Source organism: Gluconobacter kondonii (assembly GCF_002723995.1).
Classification (GTDB): domain Bacteria; phylum Pseudomonadota; class Alphaproteobacteria; order Acetobacterales; family Acetobacteraceae; genus Gluconobacter; species Gluconobacter kondonii.
The window spans coordinates 239,497-260,368 of the sequence record NZ_BEWP01000001.1 but is presented as its reverse complement, the minus strand read 5'-3'; the positions used below and the strand labels follow the sequence as shown (position 1 = coordinate 260,368).

General features: G+C 61.3%; 16 protein-coding genes. 5 read left to right on the top strand and 11 right to left on the bottom strand.

Going from position 1 to position 20,872, the window contains the following annotated elements; genetic code table 11:
* Positions 1-72 precede the first annotated feature (72 nt).
* The 3 genes from GKO01_RS01175 to GKO01_RS01165 all read left to right on the top strand — a co-directional run bounded on the left by GKO01_RS01175 (position 73) and on the right by GKO01_RS01165 (position 2,966).
* Positions 73-753, top strand: coding sequence for a class I SAM-dependent methyltransferase (locus GKO01_RS01175; RefSeq protein WP_099285326.1), 681 nt, complete (start codon positions 73-75; stop codon positions 751-753).
* Positions 754-840: 87 nt separating this feature from the next.
* Positions 841-2,019, top strand: a complete 1,179-nt coding sequence (locus GKO01_RS01170; protein ID WP_099285325.1) for a cbb3-type cytochrome c oxidase subunit I — start codon at positions 841-843, stop codon at positions 2,017-2,019.
* Positions 2,016-2,966, top strand: coding sequence for a heme o synthase (locus GKO01_RS01165; RefSeq protein WP_099285324.1), 951 nt, complete (start codon positions 2,016-2,018; stop codon positions 2,964-2,966). The genes GKO01_RS01170 and GKO01_RS01165 overlap by 4 nt, the downstream gene beginning before the upstream one ends.
* Before the next feature lie 186 nt (positions 2,967-3,152).
* On the opposite strand, the gene GKO01_RS01160 is transcribed toward GKO01_RS01165, so the two are convergent.
* From GKO01_RS01160 to GKO01_RS01135, 6 genes are all read right to left on the bottom strand, one after another.
* On the bottom strand, positions 3,153-4,097 hold the full coding sequence (locus GKO01_RS01160; protein ID WP_099285323.1) for a Tim44 domain-containing protein: 945 nt from the start codon (positions 4,095-4,097) through the stop codon (positions 3,153-3,155).
* Positions 4,097-5,428: a TldD/PmbA family protein gene (locus tag GKO01_RS01155; RefSeq protein WP_099285322.1), complete on the bottom strand. Its 1,332-nt coding sequence runs from the start codon at positions 5,426-5,428 to the stop codon at positions 4,097-4,099. Before GKO01_RS01155 ends, GKO01_RS01160 begins: the two co-directional genes overlap by 1 nt.
* Positions 5,425-6,690, bottom strand: coding sequence for a M16 family metallopeptidase (locus GKO01_RS01150; RefSeq protein WP_099285321.1), 1,266 nt, complete (start codon positions 6,688-6,690; stop codon positions 5,425-5,427). Before GKO01_RS01150 ends, GKO01_RS01155 begins: the two co-directional genes overlap by 4 nt.
* A 63-nt stretch (positions 6,691-6,753) precedes the next feature.
* On the bottom strand, positions 6,754-8,154 hold the full coding sequence (gene thrC, locus GKO01_RS01145) for a threonine synthase (RefSeq protein ID WP_099285320.1): 1,401 nt from the start codon (positions 8,152-8,154) through the stop codon (positions 6,754-6,756).
* A 23-nt stretch (positions 8,155-8,177) separates the two neighbouring features.
* Entirely contained in the window at positions 8,178-9,161 is a 984-nt protein-coding gene (locus tag GKO01_RS01140) for a hypothetical protein (RefSeq protein ID WP_099285319.1), read from the bottom strand.
* Positions 9,162-9,209: 48 nt separating this feature from the next.
* Positions 9,210-9,446 (bottom strand): hypothetical protein, encoded by a 237-nt coding sequence (locus GKO01_RS01135; protein ID WP_244901275.1) that lies wholly within the window; start codon positions 9,444-9,446, stop codon positions 9,210-9,212.
* Between the two features lie 307 nt (positions 9,447-9,753).
* On the opposite strand from GKO01_RS01135, the gene GKO01_RS01130 reads away from it, so the two are divergent.
* On the top strand, positions 9,754-11,370 hold the full coding sequence (locus GKO01_RS01130; RefSeq protein ID WP_244901274.1) for a tetratricopeptide repeat protein: 1,617 nt from the start codon (positions 9,754-9,756) through the stop codon (positions 11,368-11,370).
* Here the strand turns inward: GKO01_RS01130 and GKO01_RS01125 are convergent.
* From GKO01_RS01125 to GKO01_RS01105, 5 genes are all read right to left on the bottom strand, one after another.
* On the bottom strand, positions 11,351-14,200 hold the full coding sequence (locus GKO01_RS01125) for a [protein-PII] uridylyltransferase (RefSeq protein WP_099285316.1): 2,850 nt from the start codon (positions 14,198-14,200) through the stop codon (positions 11,351-11,353). The genes GKO01_RS01130 and GKO01_RS01125 overlap by 20 nt on opposite strands.
* Positions 14,197-16,839 carry a DNA mismatch repair protein MutS gene (gene mutS / locus GKO01_RS01120; RefSeq protein ID WP_099285315.1) on the bottom strand — a complete coding sequence of 881 codons (2,643 nt, stop codon included), beginning with the start codon at positions 16,837-16,839 and terminating at the stop codon, positions 14,197-14,199. Before mutS ends, GKO01_RS01125 begins: the two co-directional genes overlap by 4 nt.
* A gap of 105 nt (positions 16,840-16,944) precedes the next feature.
* Positions 16,945-18,501, bottom strand: a complete 1,557-nt coding sequence (gene murJ / locus GKO01_RS01115) for a murein biosynthesis integral membrane protein MurJ (RefSeq protein ID WP_099285314.1) — start codon at positions 18,499-18,501, stop codon at positions 16,945-16,947.
* A 76-nt stretch (positions 18,502-18,577) separates the two neighbouring features.
* On the bottom strand, positions 18,578-18,823 hold the full coding sequence (locus tag GKO01_RS01110) for a hypothetical protein (protein WP_099285313.1): 246 nt from the start codon (positions 18,821-18,823) through the stop codon (positions 18,578-18,580).
* Between the two features lie 106 nt (positions 18,824-18,929).
* The gene (locus GKO01_RS01105) at positions 18,930-19,424 is read right to left on the bottom strand and encodes a glutathione peroxidase (RefSeq protein WP_099285312.1); all 495 of its coding nucleotides are present in this window, start codon (positions 19,422-19,424) and stop codon (positions 18,930-18,932) included.
* A gap of 147 nt (positions 19,425-19,571) precedes the next feature.
* Here GKO01_RS01105 and GKO01_RS01100 point away from each other — a divergent pair, with 147 nt between their 5' ends.
* Positions 19,572-20,777: a NupC/NupG family nucleoside CNT transporter gene (locus tag GKO01_RS01100; protein ID WP_099285310.1), complete on the top strand. Its 1,206-nt coding sequence runs from the start codon at positions 19,572-19,574 to the stop codon at positions 20,775-20,777.
* Positions 20,778-20,872 lie beyond the last annotated feature (95 nt).

Here is a 20,872-nt window from a genome sequence, read left to right as displayed (position 1 = left end):
GTGCGAATTGAACATGTTCTGGATAGCTCTGGCCTGTGAAGGCCGAGCAGACAAAGAAGGTCGCATATCACAATGTCCTCAACCCTTTCCCCGCGTTCGGCACTGGACGCGGAAGCCGTCAAAACGGCTTATCGTCGTTGGGCCCGTGTTTATGATACTGTTTTTGGCGGTATTTCGGGTTACGGGCGTAAGAGAGCAGTGGCTGCGGTCAATGCTCTGCCAGGAGAGAGGGTTCTGGAAGTCGGTGTCGGAACGGGACTTGCCCTGCCGTCCTACTCCCAGAGCAAACGCATTACGGGAATCGATCTTTCCGAAGACATGCTGGAGCGTGCACGGATGCGGGTGCTTCAGGAGCATCTGACGAATGTGGACGATCTGCTGGAAATGGATGCGGAAGCCACAACGTTCGAAGATGACAGCTTTGATATTGCGGTAGCGATGTTCGTAGCCTCCGTCGTCCCGCATCCTGACCGCTTGCTGACCGAGCTCAAGCGCGTCGTGAAGCCGGGTGGGCACATCCTGTTCGTGAATCATTTTCTGGCGACCGGTGGTGTGCGTCTGTCGGTGGAGCGTGGCATGGCCCGGGCGTCCCGCTCGCTGGGCTGGCATCCGGATTTCGCCATTGAGTCGCTTCTGCCGCCCGAAGACCTGCGTCGTGCAACGCTGACGCCGGTTCCGCCAGCGGGGCTGTTTACACTCGTGACATTGCCGCAATGCGAGAGTAAAAGCGACGCAGCAGCCCTGGTCGCCTGATCGGCGTTTGGTTCCGCACGTGTGTCGGCGCCGAGTATTCCGACGCTCGCTGCGGTATTCCTACGTTCAGGGACCGACTACGCGATCATGATTTATCAGGCCGTCGATACTGCTCCGGATACTGGCTCGGACCGCTCAAGCCGCCGAGTCGGAACATCCTTCATTCTGCTGGCCCTGTTTGCGGGCCTGCTGGGTGGGTCGCTGGCCCTGCCAATTCTCCAGACACATCCCACCAGCGGACAGGCCTTCTGTCACGGTATTCTCATGACTTTCTTCGTCATGTGTCCTGCTGCGCTGGGCGGGTTTGGGCAGTGGCTATTGCCGGCAGCGCTCGGGACTGACCGGACAGTACTTCGCGGACTGACGCTGGCGGGGTTCGGTTTTCTTTCGGCAGGTGTTGTCCTTCTGCCCCTCCTGCCTTTCGTCGCGATGCTCCTCTGGTCTGCTGGTATTCTGGCCGTAGCGACTGATGTGATTACCACCTGTCTTGAAGGACGGACCTGCCGTTTCAGGGACATGGCACCGTTGGCATGGTCGCTTCTCGCAACGGCATGCAGCGTCGTTCTGGTGGCACCGGTTCTGGCCGCTGTCGTGACGCGCGGCATGATGGACGGACTGACCACCGACGCTCTCATCGAAACGCTCCATCTGCCTGAAATGGCACTGATGCTGACTCCAGCACTCGGGCTGGTTACGTCGGCCCTTCTGTCACGGTCTGCCCGTGGCAGGGCGTCCTGGACGGTTGCGCCTTATGTGTTTGGCGTGATGGGGGTTGGTGGGCCGCTGCTCTGGATGGACGGACTGTATGGGTCTTTAGCATCCGGGGTAGGGGCCAGTCTTATGCTGGTGACGCAGATCGTGCCGTCGGTGGTGCTGATTGGGGCGCTGTGCCAGGATGTGTGGCAGCAGAAGCGCGATCTGGATGGAACTGCGCTGTGGGCGATTGGCAGCATTCTGCTGTTTGCGGCGGGATGGCTGTCTGATGCTCTGCCGGGCCATTCAGGCGACCATACGGCCGTGGCATTTGGTGGGATCATGGCGCTGTGTGGCGGGTTCTATGCCTGGGTTGAGAGGCTTCTCCCCGGTCGTATTCCTTCTTTGCTGAGTCGGGTCCATGCGGGTCTCATGCTGGTGGGTGCGTTCTGTTCGATCGTGCCGGGCGTGATGATCTATGGTGAGATTCTGATGGGTGTCAGTCTGCTAGCCTTTGGGCTGGTGGGGCTGTTCCTGTTGAGGGAGACCGGGCGTGCCCGGGTCTCGGCATGAGCGATACGGCGACACCTCTGGCCCCTTCGGGGGTTTTTTCCGTTCCGGGGAAGGATAATGATCCGTCCCTGCGCGAGTGGTTGGCACTTCTTAAACCGCGTGTGATTTCACTGGTGGTGTTTACCGGGGCTGCAGGCATGGCCGTGGCGCCGCGTTGGCCGTCCATTCCTATCGGACTGATTACCATCCTGTGCATCTGCATCGGGGCGGGGGCCGCAGGCGCCATCAATATGTGGTACGACCGCGACATCGACGCGATTATGAAGCGGACGGTCGTGCGGCCTATCCCGGACGGGCGGATGCCGGAACAGGCGGCGCTGGTTTACGGGATCGTGCTGTCGGTTCTGTCTGTCGTTGTGCTCTGGCTTGCGACGAATGCGCTGGCAGCCGGAATTCTGGCGTTTTCGATCTTTTTCTACAGCGTCATCTACACGATGTGGCTCAAGCGGAGCACGCCGCAGAACATCGTAATCGGTGGGGCTGCGGGCGCGTTCCCGCCGATGATCGGCTGGGCTGCGAGCATGAATTCCATGGCGGTTCTGCCGGTCGCGATGTTTGCGATCGTGTTCCTGTGGACGCCGCCGCATTTCTGGTCGCTGTCGCTTTATGCCTGCAAGGATTACGACAAGGCTGGCATTCCAATGCTGCCGGTCGTGAAAGGCGCGCGTCATACGCGGTGGCAGATCCTGATCTACACGTTCATTCTCACCGCAGTATCGCTGCTGCCGACGTTTGTTCATGAAGTCGGGCTGACCTATACGATCGTGACCAGCCTGCTGGATCTGGGCTTCATTCTCTGCGCGTTTCGTGTGCTGATGGACAAGCAGGATGCAACAGGCGTGAGCCTGACAAAGGATAAGCCCGCGCGCTTCGCATTTCGTTACTCGCTGGCTTATCTGTTCCTGCTGTTCTGCGGGCTTCTTGTTGACCGGGTTCTGATCGGATGACCATGACGACGGATATTGATCTTGCCCGCAAGCGGCGGCTGAGCCGGATTACGGGGATTGTCAGCGGTGTGGTGCTGCTGGCGGTGATTTTTTATGTGATTACGCTGGCGCGACTTTAAGAAACGTTGAGGCAATAAAAAAAGGCCCGGAGTTTTGCTCCGGGCCTTTTTGCGTTTGAGGCGCTTTTCAGCCAGCCTGCTGGATGGCGGAGAGGATCCAGTTGCCCCGTCCATCAGCCCGAACGAAGGTCCAGAGTTCCGTTACGGTTACAGCTTCGGTGGAGCTGCCGTCGATGACATTGCCCATGGAGTCAGTCGTAACGTCTGTCATGGCGTAGCGCATGGCGACGGTGGCGTAGGTCAGATTGCCTTCACGCCAGGCTTCGGAGAGATCACCGCGCTGGAACTGTACGTTGGACACGATGTTCCGTGCGCCACGGCTGGCGAGTTCGGAAAGTTGTGCGTTGAAATAGCCCGTCATTTCCGGAGTGGCCATGCTGGCAAGCGCGCGCATGTTCTGTGCGCTCCAGGCCGCCTGAATGTCGAGCAGAAGCCTCTGGAAGCTCGTATAGTCGTCGTTTGTGAGCGTCACGGGTGTGCTGCCGCCGTTATTGCCGAAAGGTGAGGCTCCTGCGGACATTCCTCTGGAACCGCCTCCCATCTGGCTCTGACGGCGATTACCGAACAGACGCAGCACAAAAGCGATCAGGCCGCCGATAATCAGAACCTGAAACAGGAAGCCGAAGAACGACGTTCCACCTGTCATGCCGCCCATCATGCCGTGACCGCTGAGGAGACCGAAAAGCCCCGCGCCCAGAAAGCCGCCCGCAAAGCCGCTCAGGAACGGATGACGCACGGGATAGGACGGTCTGTAAGCCGGAGCACCGTAACCCGGCATCGGACGGGCCGGAGCGGCATAGCCGGGTGCGCCGCCGTAATTGGGCGAGGGACGCGGGGTTGCGGACTGGTCCATCGGGCGCGCCCAGCCGGGCGTGATGGACGTGCGCGGCGGAGCGCTCCAGGTATGGGAGCCGCGGCTTCCAATGGAGCTGCCTCCACCCGGACGGGCATCTGCCGTTCCAAGAAGGCAGAAGACCGCGAAGGCGATGGGGAGAAGTCGAAAATTACGCATCAAAGTCCTGCAATGTTCATGCCGTCGATCCGGATGCTGGGCGCATTCACGCTTTGCCGGAACATCAGATCACTGCCCGGAACCATGCGGGCAAACATGTCTTTCAGATTGCCCGCAACCGTGAGTTCGGCAACGGGTTCGGCAATCTCGCCGTTGCGGATCATGAAACCGGAAGCCCCACGGCTGTAATCGCCAGTCAGCATGTTGACCGATGAGCCCATGAGTTCGGTGATCAGGATCCCTTCACTGATATCGGAACGCAGGGCGTCGGAAGAAAGGGTTCCGGCTGCGAGATGAAGATTTGTCACACTTGGGGAAGGCGGAGAGGCGACCCCACGGCTGGCACGGCCATTTGTAGGCAGACCGAGCTGGCGACCGCTGCGGGAATCGAGCAACCATGTCTGGAGAACGCCATCTGCGATCAGGTCCAGCGGCAGGGCGGCACAGCCTTCGGCATCGAACGGACGGGACGCTGCCCCCCGGATGCGGCGCGGATCATCATGGACGGTCAGGCCTGCGGAGAGGATCTGCTTTCCGAGGCTGTCTTTGAGGAAGGACGTTCCGCGTGCAATGGCCGCGCCGTTGATGGCACCGACCAGATGGCCGAGCAGCGATGCCGAGACGCGCGGGTCGTAGATGACACTGTAAATGCCGGTACGAGGACGGCCGGGATTGAGGCGCGCCAGTGCCCGTTCGGCGGCTTCACGGCCGATGACGGTCGGGCTTTCGAGGTCTTCCAGATGCACGGCACTGCGATAGGCATAGTCGCGCTGCATCGTTGCCCCTTCGCCAGCAAGAACGCTGGCGCTGGTGGAATGTGCAGTGCGGCTATAAGCGCCGAAGAACCCTGCCGAAGTACCGAGTGCGACCGAGGTCCGGCCGTGCCCGGCGGAGGCGCCGTTGGTGTTGGTGATGCCTGCAAAAGACAGTGCGATGTCCTCGGCTTCACGGGCGCGGGCGAGCAGGTCGTCCATGCTGGGCGAGGAACTGCATTCGAGATCCAGTCCGGCGGCATCGAAACGTTCGAGAAGGGCGGATTCGGCCAGTCCGGCATACTGGTCTTCGGGAATGACGAGAGCCATGGCGCAGGCCTGTTCGGCCAGACGGTCGAATTCGGCCTCGTTCAGAACGCTTGTCGAAACCGTGGCGGCCCGTTTGCCGCGAAAGACACGCAGCCCGAGCGCGACGCTTTCGGAGCGCTCGATGCCTTCGGGAACGCCTTTGCGGATCAGGGCGGATTCAGATTCGTCACGGATGAAAATGGCATCCGCGTGATCTGCGCCGTGGCGGCGGGCAGCAGCGAGGAGGGCTTCGACGGGCGTTGTGGTCATGCGGCAAGCCTTGCTGTGATGTCCTCCAGAGAGGGCATGGTGCCGACGGGGCCGATCGCGGTGAAGGTCGGCGTGCCGGAGAAAATGGTCTGGGCGACGCGCAGGATGTCGGCTTCTGTTACGGCGTCGATTTTCGCGACGGTCTCGGAGGTCGGGATCGGGCGGTTATGGACCTGAATCTGGCGGGCAAGCTGTTCACAGCGGCTGCCAGTGCTTTCCAGCGACATCAGGAGCGAGGATTTGAGCTGGGCGCGGGCGCGGGATACTTCCGCTTCGCTCAGCCCGTCCTGAAGACGCTTGAGTTCGTCGATCATGACGGGGACAAGTTCGGCGGCCTGATCCTCGCCCGTGCCAGCATAGAGGCCGAACAGGCCGCTGTCGCTGAAAGGAGATGCGAAGGAATAGACGCTGTAAACCAGCCCGCGCCGCTCACGGATTTCCTGAAACAGGCGCGAAGACATACCGCCGCCAAGCAGGGTCGAGAGGATCATGACTGCGTAATGGTCGGGGTGCAGGTAGCTGACCGAGGGGAAGCCCATGACGAGATGGGCCTGATCCAGTTCTCGCGTCGTCCGGAGTTCACCGCCCTCATAGGCCGCGGCGCGGGGGCGGGGCGTCTGATGGGATGGCAGGTCGCGGAAATGCTCCTTCACCAAGTCCACAACGTCCTGATGGTGCAGGTGCCCGGCAGCAGCGATCGTGATGTTGTGGGTCGTGTAGTGCTCGCGCATGTAGGACATGAGCGTGTCGCGCGTCATGCTCGACACGAGGTCTTCCGAGCCCAGTGTGGGGCGGCCCATCGGCTGTTCGGGGAAGGCGCGTTCCTGAAACTGGTCGAAAATAATGTCGTCGGGGGTGTCGTTGGCCTGACCGATTTCCTGCAGGATCACGCCGCGTTCGCGCTCGATTTCGGCATCGAGGAACGTGCTGTGGGTCAGGATGTCGCCGATGATGTCCACGCCCAGAGCCAGATCGTTCTTGAGAAGCTTGACGTAATAGGCCGTGGTTTCGCGGGCCGTGTAGGCGTTGATGTAGCCGCCCACATTCTCGATGTCTTCTGCGATCTGCGCGGCGGAACGACGCTCGGTGCCCTTGAAGGCCATGTGTTCGAGGAAGTGAGAGACACCGTTATTGGCGGCGGTCTCGTCGCGTGTGCCGATGGAGACGTAAGCTCCGAAAGACACGGTTTCAACGCGGTCCATCCGTTCGGTGATGATGGTCAGGCCGTTATCGAGTCTGGTGACTTCAATCGTATCGGGCATGAGGTTCCGTAATGTCGAAGGAAGGCAGGCTCCCCGGATGGAGAGCCTGTGTTTTTCTGAAGATCAGGCGCGTTTGATATGAGCGCGGACAGCGTCCTGAAGACCAGCGATCTGACTGTCCATGCACTCGTAACGCTCGGTGCGCTCGAACAGGTCGGACAGGTGCGGCGGCAGTTTGGGATGAATGCCTGTAGCAGCGGTGACGGCATCCGGGAACTTGGCAGGATGAGCCGTGGCAGCCGCAACCATGGGGATGCCGGGTTCCTGAAAGCGCTTGCCGACGGCGAGGCCGATCGCACTATGCGGGTCCGCGAGATAGAGACTCTCGTTGTAGAACAGGCGCATGGCTTCGCTGGTCTGTTCGTCAGTGAGGGTCATGCCTTCGAAGACGTCCTTCATACGGGTCCAGGCGTCATGCGGGACAGCCATGCGGCCGGTCTCGCGGAATTCGCGCATGATGGCGGCGCAACGCGTGGAATTGCGATCCAGCAGTTCGAACAGCAGGCGTTCGAAATTGGACGAAACCTGAATGTCCATTGACGGCGATAGGCTCGGTTCGACAGTACGCACGCTCATGTCGTTGTCGATGACGAAGCGCGTCAGAATGTCGTTGCGGTTCGAGCCGATGCAGAGCTTTTTGATGGGAAGACCCATCTGCTTTGCGGCCCATGCGGCGAGGACATTGCCGAAATTGCCGGTCGGAACCGAGAACGAGACTTCGCGGTCCGGTGCGCCAAGAGCGAGAGCCGCGCGGACATAATACGGGATCTGGGCGGCGATGCGGGCCCAGTTGATGGAATTGACGGCTGAAAGCGAGACTTCGTCGCGGAAAGCATGGTCAGCGAACATCGCCTTGACCAGATCCTGACAGGTATCGAAATTGCCTTCGACGGCAATGTTGAGGATGTTGTCGTCCTGAACGGTCGTCATCTGGCGGCGCTGGACGTCAGAAGTGCGGCCCTTGGGATGCAGGATGACGACGGAGAGGCGTTCGCGGCCACGGCAGGCCTCGATGGCGGCCGAGCCAGTGTCGCCGGAGGTCGCGCCGACGATCGTGACATGGCGGTTGCGCTGGGTCAGGACATGATCGAACAGGCGGCCGAGCATCTGCATCGCCATGTCTTTAAAGGCGAGCGTGGGGCCGTGGAACAGTTCGAGGGAGTAGAGGTCCTGCTCGACTTCAACCAGCGGGACGACGGCGGCATGGTCGAAACCGGCATAGGCGTCCCGCGTCATGTGGCGCAGGGTGTCGACGTCGATTGCGCCTTCCGTGAAGAGGGCGATGACTTCTGCAGCGAGATCCGGATAGGAGAGCGCGCGCCATTCACGCAGGGTCTGCGGGCTGATCTTCGGCCAGTTCTCCGGCATGTAGAGACCGCCGTCTCCCGCAAGGCCAGCGAGAAGGATGTCAGAGAAATTCGGGGCGTCAGCGGTCAGCTCGCCGCGGGTCGATCGGTAGCGCATGGGGGATTTTATATCACGTCCTGTCAGGGCAAGGCGATGCGAAGAATGTGCGTTTTGCCATCTTCCGTGGCGAGTACGGCCATCTGGTGGCTGTCGGAGACTGCGGGCGCGCCTGCATTATAGAGACGCGGGTCTGTGAGGATCCGCAGAGGAATACGGTCAGTGCCGAATTTCAGGATGCTGCCGACGGTAATGTCGGAGAGGTAAAATATGTTGTCCGGCGTCAGGGTTTCGCCGCCAATGCCAGGGGTTGTCCGCCATTCAGTAATGCCGTCAAGCTGCTCGACGGGGGTGAATTCCGTGTCGGTCAGCAGAGCGGTGTCGATGCGGGACATCGGGCCGCAGGCGGGCTGATAGAACAGCCACTGGCCTTTTGCGTCCAGAAGCAGGAAGCGCACATTGCCACCCGCAATGGGGCGTCCGTCTGGTCCCATCCGGGGCTGACCGGCGCGCAGGAGCGGATGACGCCCGGTGAGGGAGGGGTCATAGGACAGGAAACGCTTTGCGTTGCCAGTCTTGAGATCAACCGCGACGAGAGCAGGTTTGCCTTCGTCGGCCAGATAGGCCTGCGTGCCGTGAACCTGAAGCGCGACAAGATTGCTGCCCGCAATCGTGGCACCGTTCAGCGAGAGGCGGGACTGGGCCGATCCGTCCGAGGACATGCGGATGAGGGTGGGAGTTTTCTCTGTCGAAAGACCCCACAAATCGTCGCCTGAGGTCGCGAGCGCGGTCAGCTGCTCAGTGGGAACGTCGGGGCCGGACAAGGGAGTCGGCGTGTTGGTGGCGTCGATCCGGACGGGATGTCCGCTGGCATCGAGAGCGAGATAGGTTCCGTTCTTACCTGCAAGCAGCACGGTGGATCGAAGGCCGGGGAGTGCTGCGTCGGCTGTGATGGAAGCCTGAGTGGGAGAAGCCTGCCAGGGGTGATCCGCTCTGGCGGGAGAGGCGCTCAAGGCCAGTGCCGCCAGCCCTGTTGCGGCGGCGACGTGCAGGAGACGGGTTTTCATAAGACTGACATTGCCTTGCCAGAGCTGTTTGGCAAGGATGAAGTGGACTTAGGAGCTCACTTCGGTTTTTGGCTTGAGACTTTTTGGGGCTTTTTGATAGGTGCCCTGCCCATCGGCAATAGGACTCTTGATCGGTCCGGCAGCGTGACGGATTGCGGAGGGAGCAGGCTTGGGGTTGGAAAGCCACGGAGAGAGTTCCTGCTCAATCGGGAAGAGGACTGCAGCGTGCATAAGCAGGGCGGCTTCGATAGTCAGACACTCAATTGACCAACGATTGTCGGGCATGCGGGAAATATAATGTCCGGAAGCGGTGCGACGAACCTCAATGGGGAATGTACGTGTTGTCATTCCTTGCCGAACAGTCGCGTACACCAGGCCCGGCACAGGGCCGGTTCGTTGCTCAAGATGCATTGCTTACAAAACCCCTGCTTCTGTCTCGGATTTATAGTATTGGCGAAAGAAGTGTGAAAACTTCGTTAACACCATCCTTCTGGATTTTGTGTATATTTCAGATCACGAAAAGTTGATGACGATTCCGTTTTCCTCCGATCCGACCGAAGCTGCTTTTTTTTGTTTCAATAAAGGAAACTTTTTGGACGCAGAAGCAGGTTTCCGAGCCATTCTGGCTGTTCAGCCGGGGCAGCCGGATGCTCTGCACGGCATGGCGTGTCTGGCCCGCGCGCACGGGCAGAATGCCACGGCGATCGCATTATTGGGCCGCGCGTTGCAGAAACCAGATGTTTCTCCCGATCGCAAAGCAAGAATGCATATAACATTAGGGTTTGCCTTGCTCGAACAGGGACATTCCGAGGCAGCAAGAGCCGCATTGCAGGTGGCTGTATTGTTACAGCCTTTCGATCCAAACGCCCATGTTGCTCTGGCAGAGGCGTTGGTGGTTTTGGGGCGTCGGGAAGATGCGAGGAAGGCTTTGCAGAAAGCAGCGGCTCTGCTGGCGGATAAAAGTAATGTGAGAACCCGACTCGGGGAACTTTTTCTGGATGACGGTTTGGTGATGCAGGCGGTCGGGGAGTTCCGACAGGTCGTGCGCGACAGGCCCGGTGACGGCGCAGCACTGGCCAATCTGGGGGCTGCCCTTTTCGCTGGAAATGCTTTCGATGAGGCAGGGGAGGTTCTGTTGCGAGCCTGCAAACTCGGAGCTGAGACTGCGGAGACTCTTAACAGTTTGGGTCTTGTGCAGATGGCGCGGGGCGAGCTTGCGGCGGCGCGCTGCACGTTAGGCCGGGCGCTGGAGTTGCGCCCTTCGGATGCGCGGATTGCCAACAGCCTTGGCACGATCCTGATGGAAATCGGGCGGCGGGAGGATGCGGAGGCTCTGTTCCAAATGATTATGGCGCGTGAATCGGGAGAAGAAGCCGAACGGGCGCGCTTCAACCGGTCGACCGTTTTATTGGGACAGGGACGGTTTGCGGAAGGCTGGCGGGACTTTGAAAGCCGCCGCTCGCTTCTGGGAGCGGTTTCGGACAGTCCGCAATGGGATGGCTCGGCGGGAGAGGTGCCTGTTGCGGTCCTGGGGGAGCAGGGACTGGGCGACGAGGTCCAGTTCCTGCGGTTTCTGATACAGGCGGCGCGGCTCCGTCCGTTGCGCCTGCGGTTCCGTGCGGCGGCGCTGGCGAGACTGATGCCAGAACTGGATCAGGAGCGGATTCTGCCCGCGGAAGGGCCTGTGGCGGCGGAGATCAGCCTGTTAAGTCTGCCTGCTGTTCTGGGGCTTGAAGCGCCGCCTTCTACTGATCCCTATCTTGCGGTTGAAGAAACGCTTGAAGCAGGGCGCATCGGACTTTGCTGGTCGGGAAATCCGTCTTACCGCTTTGATCGCAGGCGCTCGGTTCCGAGCAGATGCCTAGAGGCTTTGCGACAGGTTTTGGGGATACGGTTTGTGGCGCTTCAGCCCGGCGATGCGCCGGAATGGATGGAGCGCGTATCGCTTGAAACTTCTGAAGATCTGGCGCGGGAAGTGGGGCGATGTGCGCTGGTGATCAGTGTGGATACGCTCGTGGCGCATATGGCAGGAGCATTGGGGCGTCCGCTCTGGCTGCTGAACCGTGAAGGCGGGGACTGGCGCTGGAAAGATGTGAACTGGTACCGCGATGTCCGTCAGTTCCGCCCTCCCGCCGGAGCGGGCATCGCTGAAGGATGGTCGGTTGTGCTGGAGGACGTGGCAGCGGCGCTCAGTTTGCGTGAGTGGTGACCGGAGGGCTTGTGAGGGACGCCAGCAGGGTTTCGCGCAGACGGGCAAGGCGGACCGGATCGGTGATTTTCAGGCCCAACAGGTCCCGCACATAGAAGACGTCCACGGCGCGCATGCCGTAGGTCGTAATATGGGCCGAGGAAATCTGGAGGGACTGGCTGCTAAGCGTTGATGTGATGTCGTGCAGTAGGCCGGGGCGGTCGCGCCCGTTGACCTCGATGACGGTATGACGGTCCGAAGCCGTGTTGTCGATGACGACGCGGGGCGGGACGTGAATGGCGCGCATCCGGCGCGAGGTGCTGTGATGGCTGGCGTCTTCAATGCCCTTGCGGATGTCGAGGCGGCCCGAAAGCGCCTGTTCCACGAGACGGTTGAGGCGCCCGAGTTGGTGAGGCTCCTCGAAGGAGCAACCTTCGCCGTCCTGCACCCAGAATGTGTCGAGCGCCATGCCGTCGCTCAGCGTGTGAATACGGGCGTCCACGATGGAGGCCCCGGCGACCGCGAGAGCCCCCGCAATTTGTGAGAACAGCCCCGGATGATCGGCGCAGAGGACGGTGAGTTCGGTAACGCCGCGTTCGGGGATCGGGAAGGCTTCGACCGTCACAGGAGAGCGATATCGGTCCGAATCGTGGACCATGCGGGCGTGGCGCATCTGGGTATCGGTGTCGAAGCCAAGCCAGTAGCTCGGATAGCCGAGTTCCAGAAAGCGTTCGATGCTGCTTTCAGGCAGCGTGCCAGTGAGGCCATCCCGGGCGAGGTCGCGGGCATGGTTGACGCGGCTGTCGCGCTCGGTGGCGGCCAGTCCGCCTTCCAAAACCTCGGCGACGCGGGAGAAAAGTTCGCGCAGAAGCGTGGCTTTCCAGGCGTTCCAGACCTTCGGGCTGACAGCGCGCATGTCGGCGATGGTCAGCAGAAGCAGCAAGCGCAGACGTTCGGGAGACTGGATGGTGTCGGCGAGGTCGAGAATCGTGCGTGGGTCGTCGATGTCGCGGGTGAAGGCGGTCTGGGAAAGCAGGAGGTGATGCAGGACCAGCCAGGAGACGGTGTCGGTTTCTTCGGGGTCAAGCCCGAGCTGCGGACAGATCGTCAACGCAAGATCGGCCCCGATTTCGGAATGATCGCCGCCGCGTCCCTTGCCAATATCGTGCAGCAGAACCGCGACGTAGAGTGCACGGCGGGAGCGGAGATCGCTGGCCAGTGTATAGGCCAGCGGGATTTCGTCCGCCATGCGACCGGCTTCGATCTGACCCATCATGCGAACGGCTTCGACGATATGCTCATCGACTGTATAGATATGATAGCTGTCGAACTGCATCTGCCCGACAACGCGGGACCAGTCCGGCAGGAGACGGCCGAGAAGGCCGGTTTCGTTCAGGATCGGGAGCCAGAACGGAACGGCTTTCGTGTCGTCCGCACTCGGCTCGCAGAGCAGGTCTAGAAAGATTTTTGCAGTCTCGGGATCGTCACGCAGGGTCACGGCATGGCGCTCGTTGCGGATGATCTGCTGCATCGCGATGGGATGCAGCGGCAGGTCGTGACGACGCCCGCAATCGAGCAGGCGAAACATCTCGCGGGGCTCGTCTGCGAAAGTGACGGGCTCGATCGGACAGATGCGTCCGGCGACGGTCTGGAACTCTTCGGGTCCGGGAACGATTTTGGGCGGCTCGCCGGTGGTCTGATCCTGAAGATGCATCAGCACGACAGGCTGCAATACGCTGGTCAGGCGCATGACGTCGCGGGCAGTCAGGAAGTAATGCCGCATGAAGCGTTCAACACCGCGCTGACGGCCGTGTGTTGCATACCCCATGCGTCCGCCGATGACAGGCTGGACATCGAAGGTCAGGCGTTCTTCCGCGCGGCCGGTGATGTAGTGCAGATGCAGACGAACCGTCCACAGGAAGTCCCATGAGCGTCGGGCGCGATGGGCTTCACGCTCTGTCAGCAGGCCGAAAGACGCGAAAGACGGCGTCTGGGGGGCTTCGGCAGGGCAACCATTATGTTCGGGGGTCGAGACGGCGCAACCGAGAGCGGCACGGCCCATCCAGTTCAGGGTTTGCAGGTCCCGCAGTCCGCCGCGACCTTCCTTGATGTTAGGTTCGACCATGTAGGGGTTGTCGCCGAAGCGGTGGTGACGCTGCTCACGCTCGCCGATCTTGCCCATGACGAAGTCGCACAGACGATCGTTTTGGAGGTCAGCGCCCAGAGCGCATCGCAGATTGCGGGCGAGGGCGCGGTCACCGTGGAGGAAACGCAGGTCCAGCAGGGCGGTGCGGATCGTCAGATCGGTATCGGCGTCGCGGACGCATTCGGCGATGGAGCGCGTGGCGTGGCCAACGCGCAGGCCGAGATCCCACAAGGCGTAGAGAATAAACTCGATCCGGGCCGTCATGGCCGCGGAGGGATCGCCAGGTATCAGGAACAGGATGTCGATATCGCTGAAGGGGGCAAGCAGGCCCGCACCATAGCCACCAGTGGCGCAAAGGCAGAGCGTTTCGCCGGGAGCGTCGTGTTTCTGCGCAGCGAGATCGGCCAGAGCGCAGACCATGTCATCGGCCTGATGGGCGAGCGCACGGGCGGCATCGATTCCTGAGATCCGGCGCTTTTCAAACTGATAGCGGACGGAAGCGTTTCCGCTGCCGAGATGCCGCCGCAGGATCGAAAGCACGGCTTCGCGGCTTGTCTGGCCCTGTTCCGCAGCCGTATCGAGAGCGCTCTGCAGGGAGGAGGCCGGGTCATACGGGAGGGGGGCGGTTCGGTCAGACAGGGGCTTATCCGTATCGTCAGCGAAGGAAAGAGGGAGAGTTTCGCCCCAGAAAGAGTTTTCTTTCAAGTGCCGTTTCCTGAGGCAAGGCGTTTCAAAGAGTATAACGCATCCAGCGCGTCCCGGGGAGAGAGATCGTCGGGGTTCAGGGCGCGGAGTGCGTCCTCCAGCGGAGTGGGTGCGGGAGGTGTGGCAGCCTCCGCCGACTCTGGCTCCGCAACCGCTTCAAAGAGCGGCAGAGACGAGCGGGAATCAGCCTGTTCGCGCTCGAACTGAGTCAGAAGACGGCTGGCACGGTTGATGACGGAGGCCGGGATTCCGGCCAGTTTTGCGACATGCAGGCCCCAGCTCTTGCGGGCGGCCCCGGGGCGGACCTCGTGCTGGAAGATAACCTCGCCGCGCCATTCCTTCACGGCCATCGTGTAAGGCGCGAGGCGGGGCAGGAAGTCGGTCAGCGCGCCGAGTTCATGGAAATGTGTGGCAAAGATTGTCCGCGAGCCAAGCTGTGTGTGCAGGGCTTCGAGTGTAGCCCATGCGATGGACAATCCGTCGAGGGTTGCGGTGCCTCGTCCGATTTCGTCCACGACCACAAGCGATTTTGGTCCGGCCTGATTGAGAATCGCGGCCGTCTCGGTCATTTCGACCATGAAGGTGGAGCGGCCCCGGGCAAGATCATCCGCTCCGCCAACGCGGGAGAACAAACGGTCCACGACACCGATCTGCGCGGATTTTGCCGGGACAGGCAACCCCGCCTGCGCGAGAATCACGGCCAGCGCGGTCTGGCGCAGGAAGGTCGATTTACCCGCCATGTTCGGACCCGTCAGCAACATGGCGCGGTGTTCGGGGGGCAGGGCGCAGTCATTGGGGATGAAGCGGGCATCCGCGCTTCCCGACTCGACCAGTGCAGCTTCCACAACCGGATGTCGGCAGGCAACGAGCGCAAATTCCGTGCCGTCCGTGACGACGGGGCGACACCATGAGCCGCCTTCTGCAAGCAGGCCGCAGGAGCGCAACACGTCGGCAAGGGCGAGGAACTCCGCCACTTCGTCAAGCGCCGGGGTTTGGAGAATGCGGGCGCAGAGTTCGGCGAAGATACGGCGTTCCAGCGCAGAGGCTCTGTCGGCGGCTTCGAGGATCGCACGATCCAGACCGGCAAGCTCTTCGGTGGAGAAGCGGGCGAGACTGGCAGTCCCTTGGCGGAACGAGAGTTCGGGGTTGTCGCGCAGTTTCGTGCCCGCCGCGGACGGGACTTCGATGACGTAACCAAGCTGGGCGTGGTGTTTGATCTTCAGCGTCGTGACGCCGAATTTTTCAGACAATTCGCCCTGCATGGCGGCGATGATGCGGCGGCTTTCGTCACGCAGGCCACGATAACGGTCCAACTCCGCATTGTAGCCGGGTGCGATGAAACCGCCGTCTTCGATACGGGCGGGAAGGGTTTCGGCGACAGCAGCCTGAAGTTGCTCCAGCAGAGTGTCGGCGCGGCCGTACAGACCAGCGGTGAGCGTGCGGATCAGGGTGGGCGTAGAGGCGTCGCAAACGGGCTGGAACAGGGCCGTTATGTCGTTGGCGGCGATCAGTGTGTCGCGGATGGCGGCGAGATCGCGCGGCTGCCCACGCCCAGCGGAGATGCGGCCAAGGGCACGGGCAGGGTCCGGCGTGCGGCGCAGAATGTCGCCTAACGCACTGGACAGGCCGGGAATGGACTGAAGCCACAGCCAGCCGTTCTGTCGATCCGTGATGGCGGTGGCATCCGTCAGCGGAGAAGCGAGCCACTGGGCCAGAAGACGCGAACCTGCGGCTGTAGCGGTGCGGGTGACAGCGCCGAGAAGGCTGTGTTTCGTTTCGCCGTCACGGGTGCGGAGAATATCGAGACTGGCGCGGGTGGCGGGATCAATGCCCAGCACACCGTCCGTGCCTTGCGGAATAGGGCGGGAGAGGCGCGGGAGCGCTCCGGCCTGACTGCGCTGGACGTAGTTCAGCGCGATGGCGCAGGCGACGGCCTGTTCGGGCGGGAAGTCTCCCAGGGCGTCGATCTGCGCCACGCCATAGGCGCGGGCGACGAGGGTGCGGGCGCTGTCGAGCGTGGGCGGGACGGCCACGGGGGCTAGTCGGCTCGCATAGTCGGGGGCAAGCAGGTCCGGTTCGGACAGGATTTCGGCGGGGTCCAGCCTTGCCAGAAGTTCCGGCAAAGCGGCATCGCTGACCGAAGCCGTTTCGAAGGCGCCAGTGGAAATATCGATCCAGGCCGCGCCGATCGTTTTTGCGCGTTTTTCAGGGCTGCGGGCGAGGGCGAGCAAGAGATTGGCACGTCCGGCTTCGAGCAGTTCGTCTTCGGTCAGGGTGCCGGGGGTGACGACGCGAACGATGGCACGGGCGAGCGGGCCTTTCTGGGGTTTTTCGCCTTTTTTGGGTGGTGTCTGCGTCTGTTCGGCGACGGCAACGCGAAAGCCGCGGCGGATCAGCCGCGAGAGATAGGCCGGGGCGGCCGCGACCGGGACGCCACACATGGGGATCGGCTCGCCCTGATGCGTGCCGCGGGCTGTCAGTGCGATGTCGAGCGCCATGGCGGCGGCCTGTGCGTCGGCAAAGAACAACTCGTAGAAATCGCCCATGCGGAAAAACAGCAGGGCATCGGGTTCGCGGTGTTTGAGATCGAACCACTGGGCCATCGCGGGGCTGGCGTTTTCGGCGGTAGGCAGGGGCATGAAAGTGCCGATGGGTCCGGTCTCCGGGTTGTCAGGTCGGGGAAGGGGAAAACAGTGCCTTGGCAATACCGTCTTCCTGCCGATGTGTGAACCGGTAGGGCAGGGTCAACGGGTGCGTCTGCGGTTCAGGCGTGACTGGAAAGCCACGGCGACGTCACGCAGGCGCACCACCTTCAAGGCATCGAGCGTCATGACATAGACCAGCATGCCGAAGAGGATCAGAGCCATGAGCATGCTGAAGCGCCACACGCCATGCCAGGAAGGCAGGTCGGGCGCTGCGAGTTTTTCTGAGGCCGCAACCCAGAGTGCCATCATGATGGCGGCTCCCGTAATTCGCAGGGCGCGGCCTTTGAGGAGCGGGTCCGCGATGAACAGTCCGCGCCGATGCAGGATGATGGCGAGGAGGGTGCAGTTGGCAAAAGCGGCAATTGTGCTGGCCAGCGGCGGCCCAATATGACCCAGCGGGCGATACAGCAGGAGGTTGAGGACAAGGTTCAGCCCCAGTGTGAAGAAACCGATACGGACGGGTGTGACGGTGTCGCCTTCCGCGAAAAAGGCCGGGGAGAGAACCTTGATGAGGACGAAGGCCGGCAGGCCGAGCGCATAAGCCTGAAGGCACTGGCCGGAAAGGAGAGCATCCGCGACGGTGAAATGGCCGTAGCTGAAAAGAGCGGCCATGATGGGGAAGGCGAGGACGATCATGCCAATCATCGCGGGCAGGGTCAGCAGCAGCGTGTAGTCGATGGCGCGGTTGACGCTGGAATGGACGGCGGCACGGTCGTTGTTGGCGATATGGCGGGTCAAGAGCGGCAGGAGGGCTGTTCCCGCCGCCGAGCCCAGAACGCCGAGGGGAAGCTGGTTGATACGGTCCGCGAAATACAGGATCGAAGGTGTTCCCACAGGCAGGTGGGTTGCGATGATCATGTCCACAGTCAGATTGATCTGGGTGACGCCGGAGCCGACAAGGCCCGGTCCCATGCGGCGCAAAAGCGCCCGCATGTCTGCCGACAGGCTGGGCCATGTCAGATGTGGCCCCATGCCTGCGCGATGGGCGGCCCAGTAGAGAGCGCCAAACTGCACGATACCTGAGAGCGTCACGCCCCAGGCGCTCACAACGGCCGTATTATGCCAGACCAGAGCGCCGAGGAGAATCGCCGCGATGCCGATGATGTTGAAGGTGACGTATGCGGCGGCTGCGGCGGTGAATTTCCCAAGCCCGTTGAGAATGCCCGAGACGAGAGCCGCGCCGCAGATCAGCAGCATGTAGGGAAACGTGATTCGCGACAGATGTACCGCGATTTCGAAACGGGTTCCGGTGAGGCCCGAACCGATGAAGCTCACAACCAGAGGCATGAAGATTTCGGCGAGGATCGTCAGCAGAGCAAGCCACAGCATCAGACCGGAAAGCGCCTGACCGGCGAAGCGTAAAGCGGGCTGCGGGCCTTTTGTTTCGTAACGCTCGGTGAACATCGGCACGAACGCAGCGTTGAACGCGCCTTCGCCGAAAAGACGCCGGAACATGTTGGGCAGCCGCAGCGCGATCAGGTAGGCATCCTGAACGGGGCCGGCACCAAGGAACGCGGCGAGAAGCTGGTCACGAACGAGGCCGAGGACACGCGAAAGCATGGTCCAACTGCCGACTGTCAGGAAATTGCGAAGCATTTCCTGATCCTAGCCTATCATTCAGCGCCGCAACATATGCTCCGTGACAGGAAAAACACGCCGTGGCGGATTGGCCTCAGCGCAGGATCGTTTCGCGGTTGTACGGGGTCGTGCTGCTGCGCTGCGACTGGCCCATGCTGGGGCGTACGGCAGCAAGACCGATGCAAAGAAGTGTGACTTCCAGCATCAGCATGGCGCTGGCCCAGAAAATGCCGGACAGGCCGAGGAAAGTCGTGACGTGATGGGCCACGGCCGGGGTCAGAGCGCCAAGAGCCGCAACCACCAGAAGAGGCAGGATCGGACGGAGTACTGAGTCCTTCATAACGAATCTCCTGTCACATTTCTGACTTGAACTGTGACGGATTTCGATACGGATATTCAAGGAAAAAAGACGATAGCCCACATCTCTCCTGTGTGAGAGCGGCCCGTCAGTTGCTCAGAATAACCCTGCGGATGGCTTCCTCGACCCGGTTGGAGGCCGGTTTGGCCAGCGGGGTGAACCAGTTCGCAAGATTGCCGTCGCGGTCGATCAGGTATTTGTAGAAATTCCAGCGTGGGCGGGCGAGGAAGCCGCCCTGCTTATCAAGCCACTGAAAAATCGGCGTAATTTCAGGGCCGCGGACATGCTGTTTGGCTGTCATGGGAAAAGAGACGCCGTAATTGCGGTAACAGAAAGTCTTGATATCTGCCGCAGAGCCGGGTTCCTGCTCGCCGAAATCGTTTGACGGAATACCAATGACCATCAGACCATCCGAAGTGTCACGGCCATAACGGGACCAGACATGCTGGAGGTCTTCATATTGCGGGGTGAAGCCGCATTGTGAGGCCGTGTTGACAATCAGCAGTGGTCGTCCGCGATAGGCCGAAAGGTCGATCATATCGCCGGACAGGCCGGGGAGGCTGAAATCATAGGCACAGGTCATGGGGCGTTTCCCTATCAGTCGGGCGGCATCCTAGCGGGTCAGGCGCGTGCAGGCGAGAGAGGAGGGGTGGACAGAACGTGACATGATGGACAGGTTCGGGTCGTTTCAGGTTCAGTTCTACCTGTTTTTCATGAGGAGTTTGCCTGAGTGATCCTGCGCGTCCTTTTCGGCATGGCCGGGCTTCTGTTTCTGGGGGCGCTCCTGTCCACCAACCGCCGGGCCATCGACTGGGCGCTGGTGGGCCGGGCGTTGCTCTTGCAGGTGCTGATTGCGGCGGTCGTGCTGTGGATTCCGGTAGGCGCGCATGGACTGCATGTCGTGTCCGATGCGGTGACGAAGGTTCTATCCTTCGGGGATGTGGGCAGTGCGTTTCTGTTTGGTGGTCTTGTTGGCCCGAAAATGGATGGATTGTTCGGCAATGGCGGCTTCGTCTTTGCGCTGAAGGTGCTCCCGGAGATCGTCTATGTCGCTGCACTTCTCGGGCTTTTACAGCATTGGGGCGTGTTGCAGTTCCTCTCGAAGCTGATTGGTGGAGCGCTCTCGCGGATCCTGGGAACGACGGGGCTGGAATCGTTTGCAGCGGTGCTCACGATCTTTCTAGGACAGAGCGAGATACCGATCGCGCTTCAGACCTGTCTGGCGGAAATGTCGGAGGGGGAACTGGCGACGGTTCTGTGTAGCGGAACGTCGTCCATCGCGGGGTCGGTGCTGGCCGGATATGCGTCGCTGGGTGTGCCGATGGAGAACCTGCTGGCGGCGTCTTTCATGGCCATCCCGGGCGGGTTGCTGTTTTCACGGATCCTGTTTCCGGGGCCGCGCCGGTCTGACGCTCAGATTGCGGGGGCGGATCACGGGCATCACAGCATGTTCGAGGCCATTGCCGACGGCGCGATGAACGGTGCGAAGATCGCGGTGGCGGTGGGGTCTGTCCTGATTGCCTTCGTGGGGCTGATTGCGTTGGCGAACGGGCTTCTCGGTGCGTTCGGGCTGTCGCTGTCGTGGATTCTGGGGATGGTATTTGCGCCGTTTGCCTGGTTGCTTGGCGTGCCGTGGAGCGAGTGTGTCGTGGCGGGAGGACTGCTGGGACAGAAAATCGCGTTCAATGAGTTCGTGGCCTATGTGAATCTGTCGCCGCTGATCCATGCTCATGCGTTGTCGCAGCGGACGATTACGATCCTGTCCTTTGCCCTGTGTGGATTTGCGAATATTTCGACGATCGGCATTCTGATTGGTGCTTTCGGAAGTGCCGAGCCGCGTCGGCGGACGGATGTGGCATCGCTTGCCGTGCGGGCTGTTGTGGCGGGAACGCTGTCCAATGCGATGAGCGCGGTCATTGCGGGACTCTTTGTCTGATTCTCGGCAGATCACGAATCTCTGATCGGAAGATTTGCCCTACCTAAGTTAAGATGAGAATAGTTATCATCTGACTTTACAAAGACTGTGAGTAC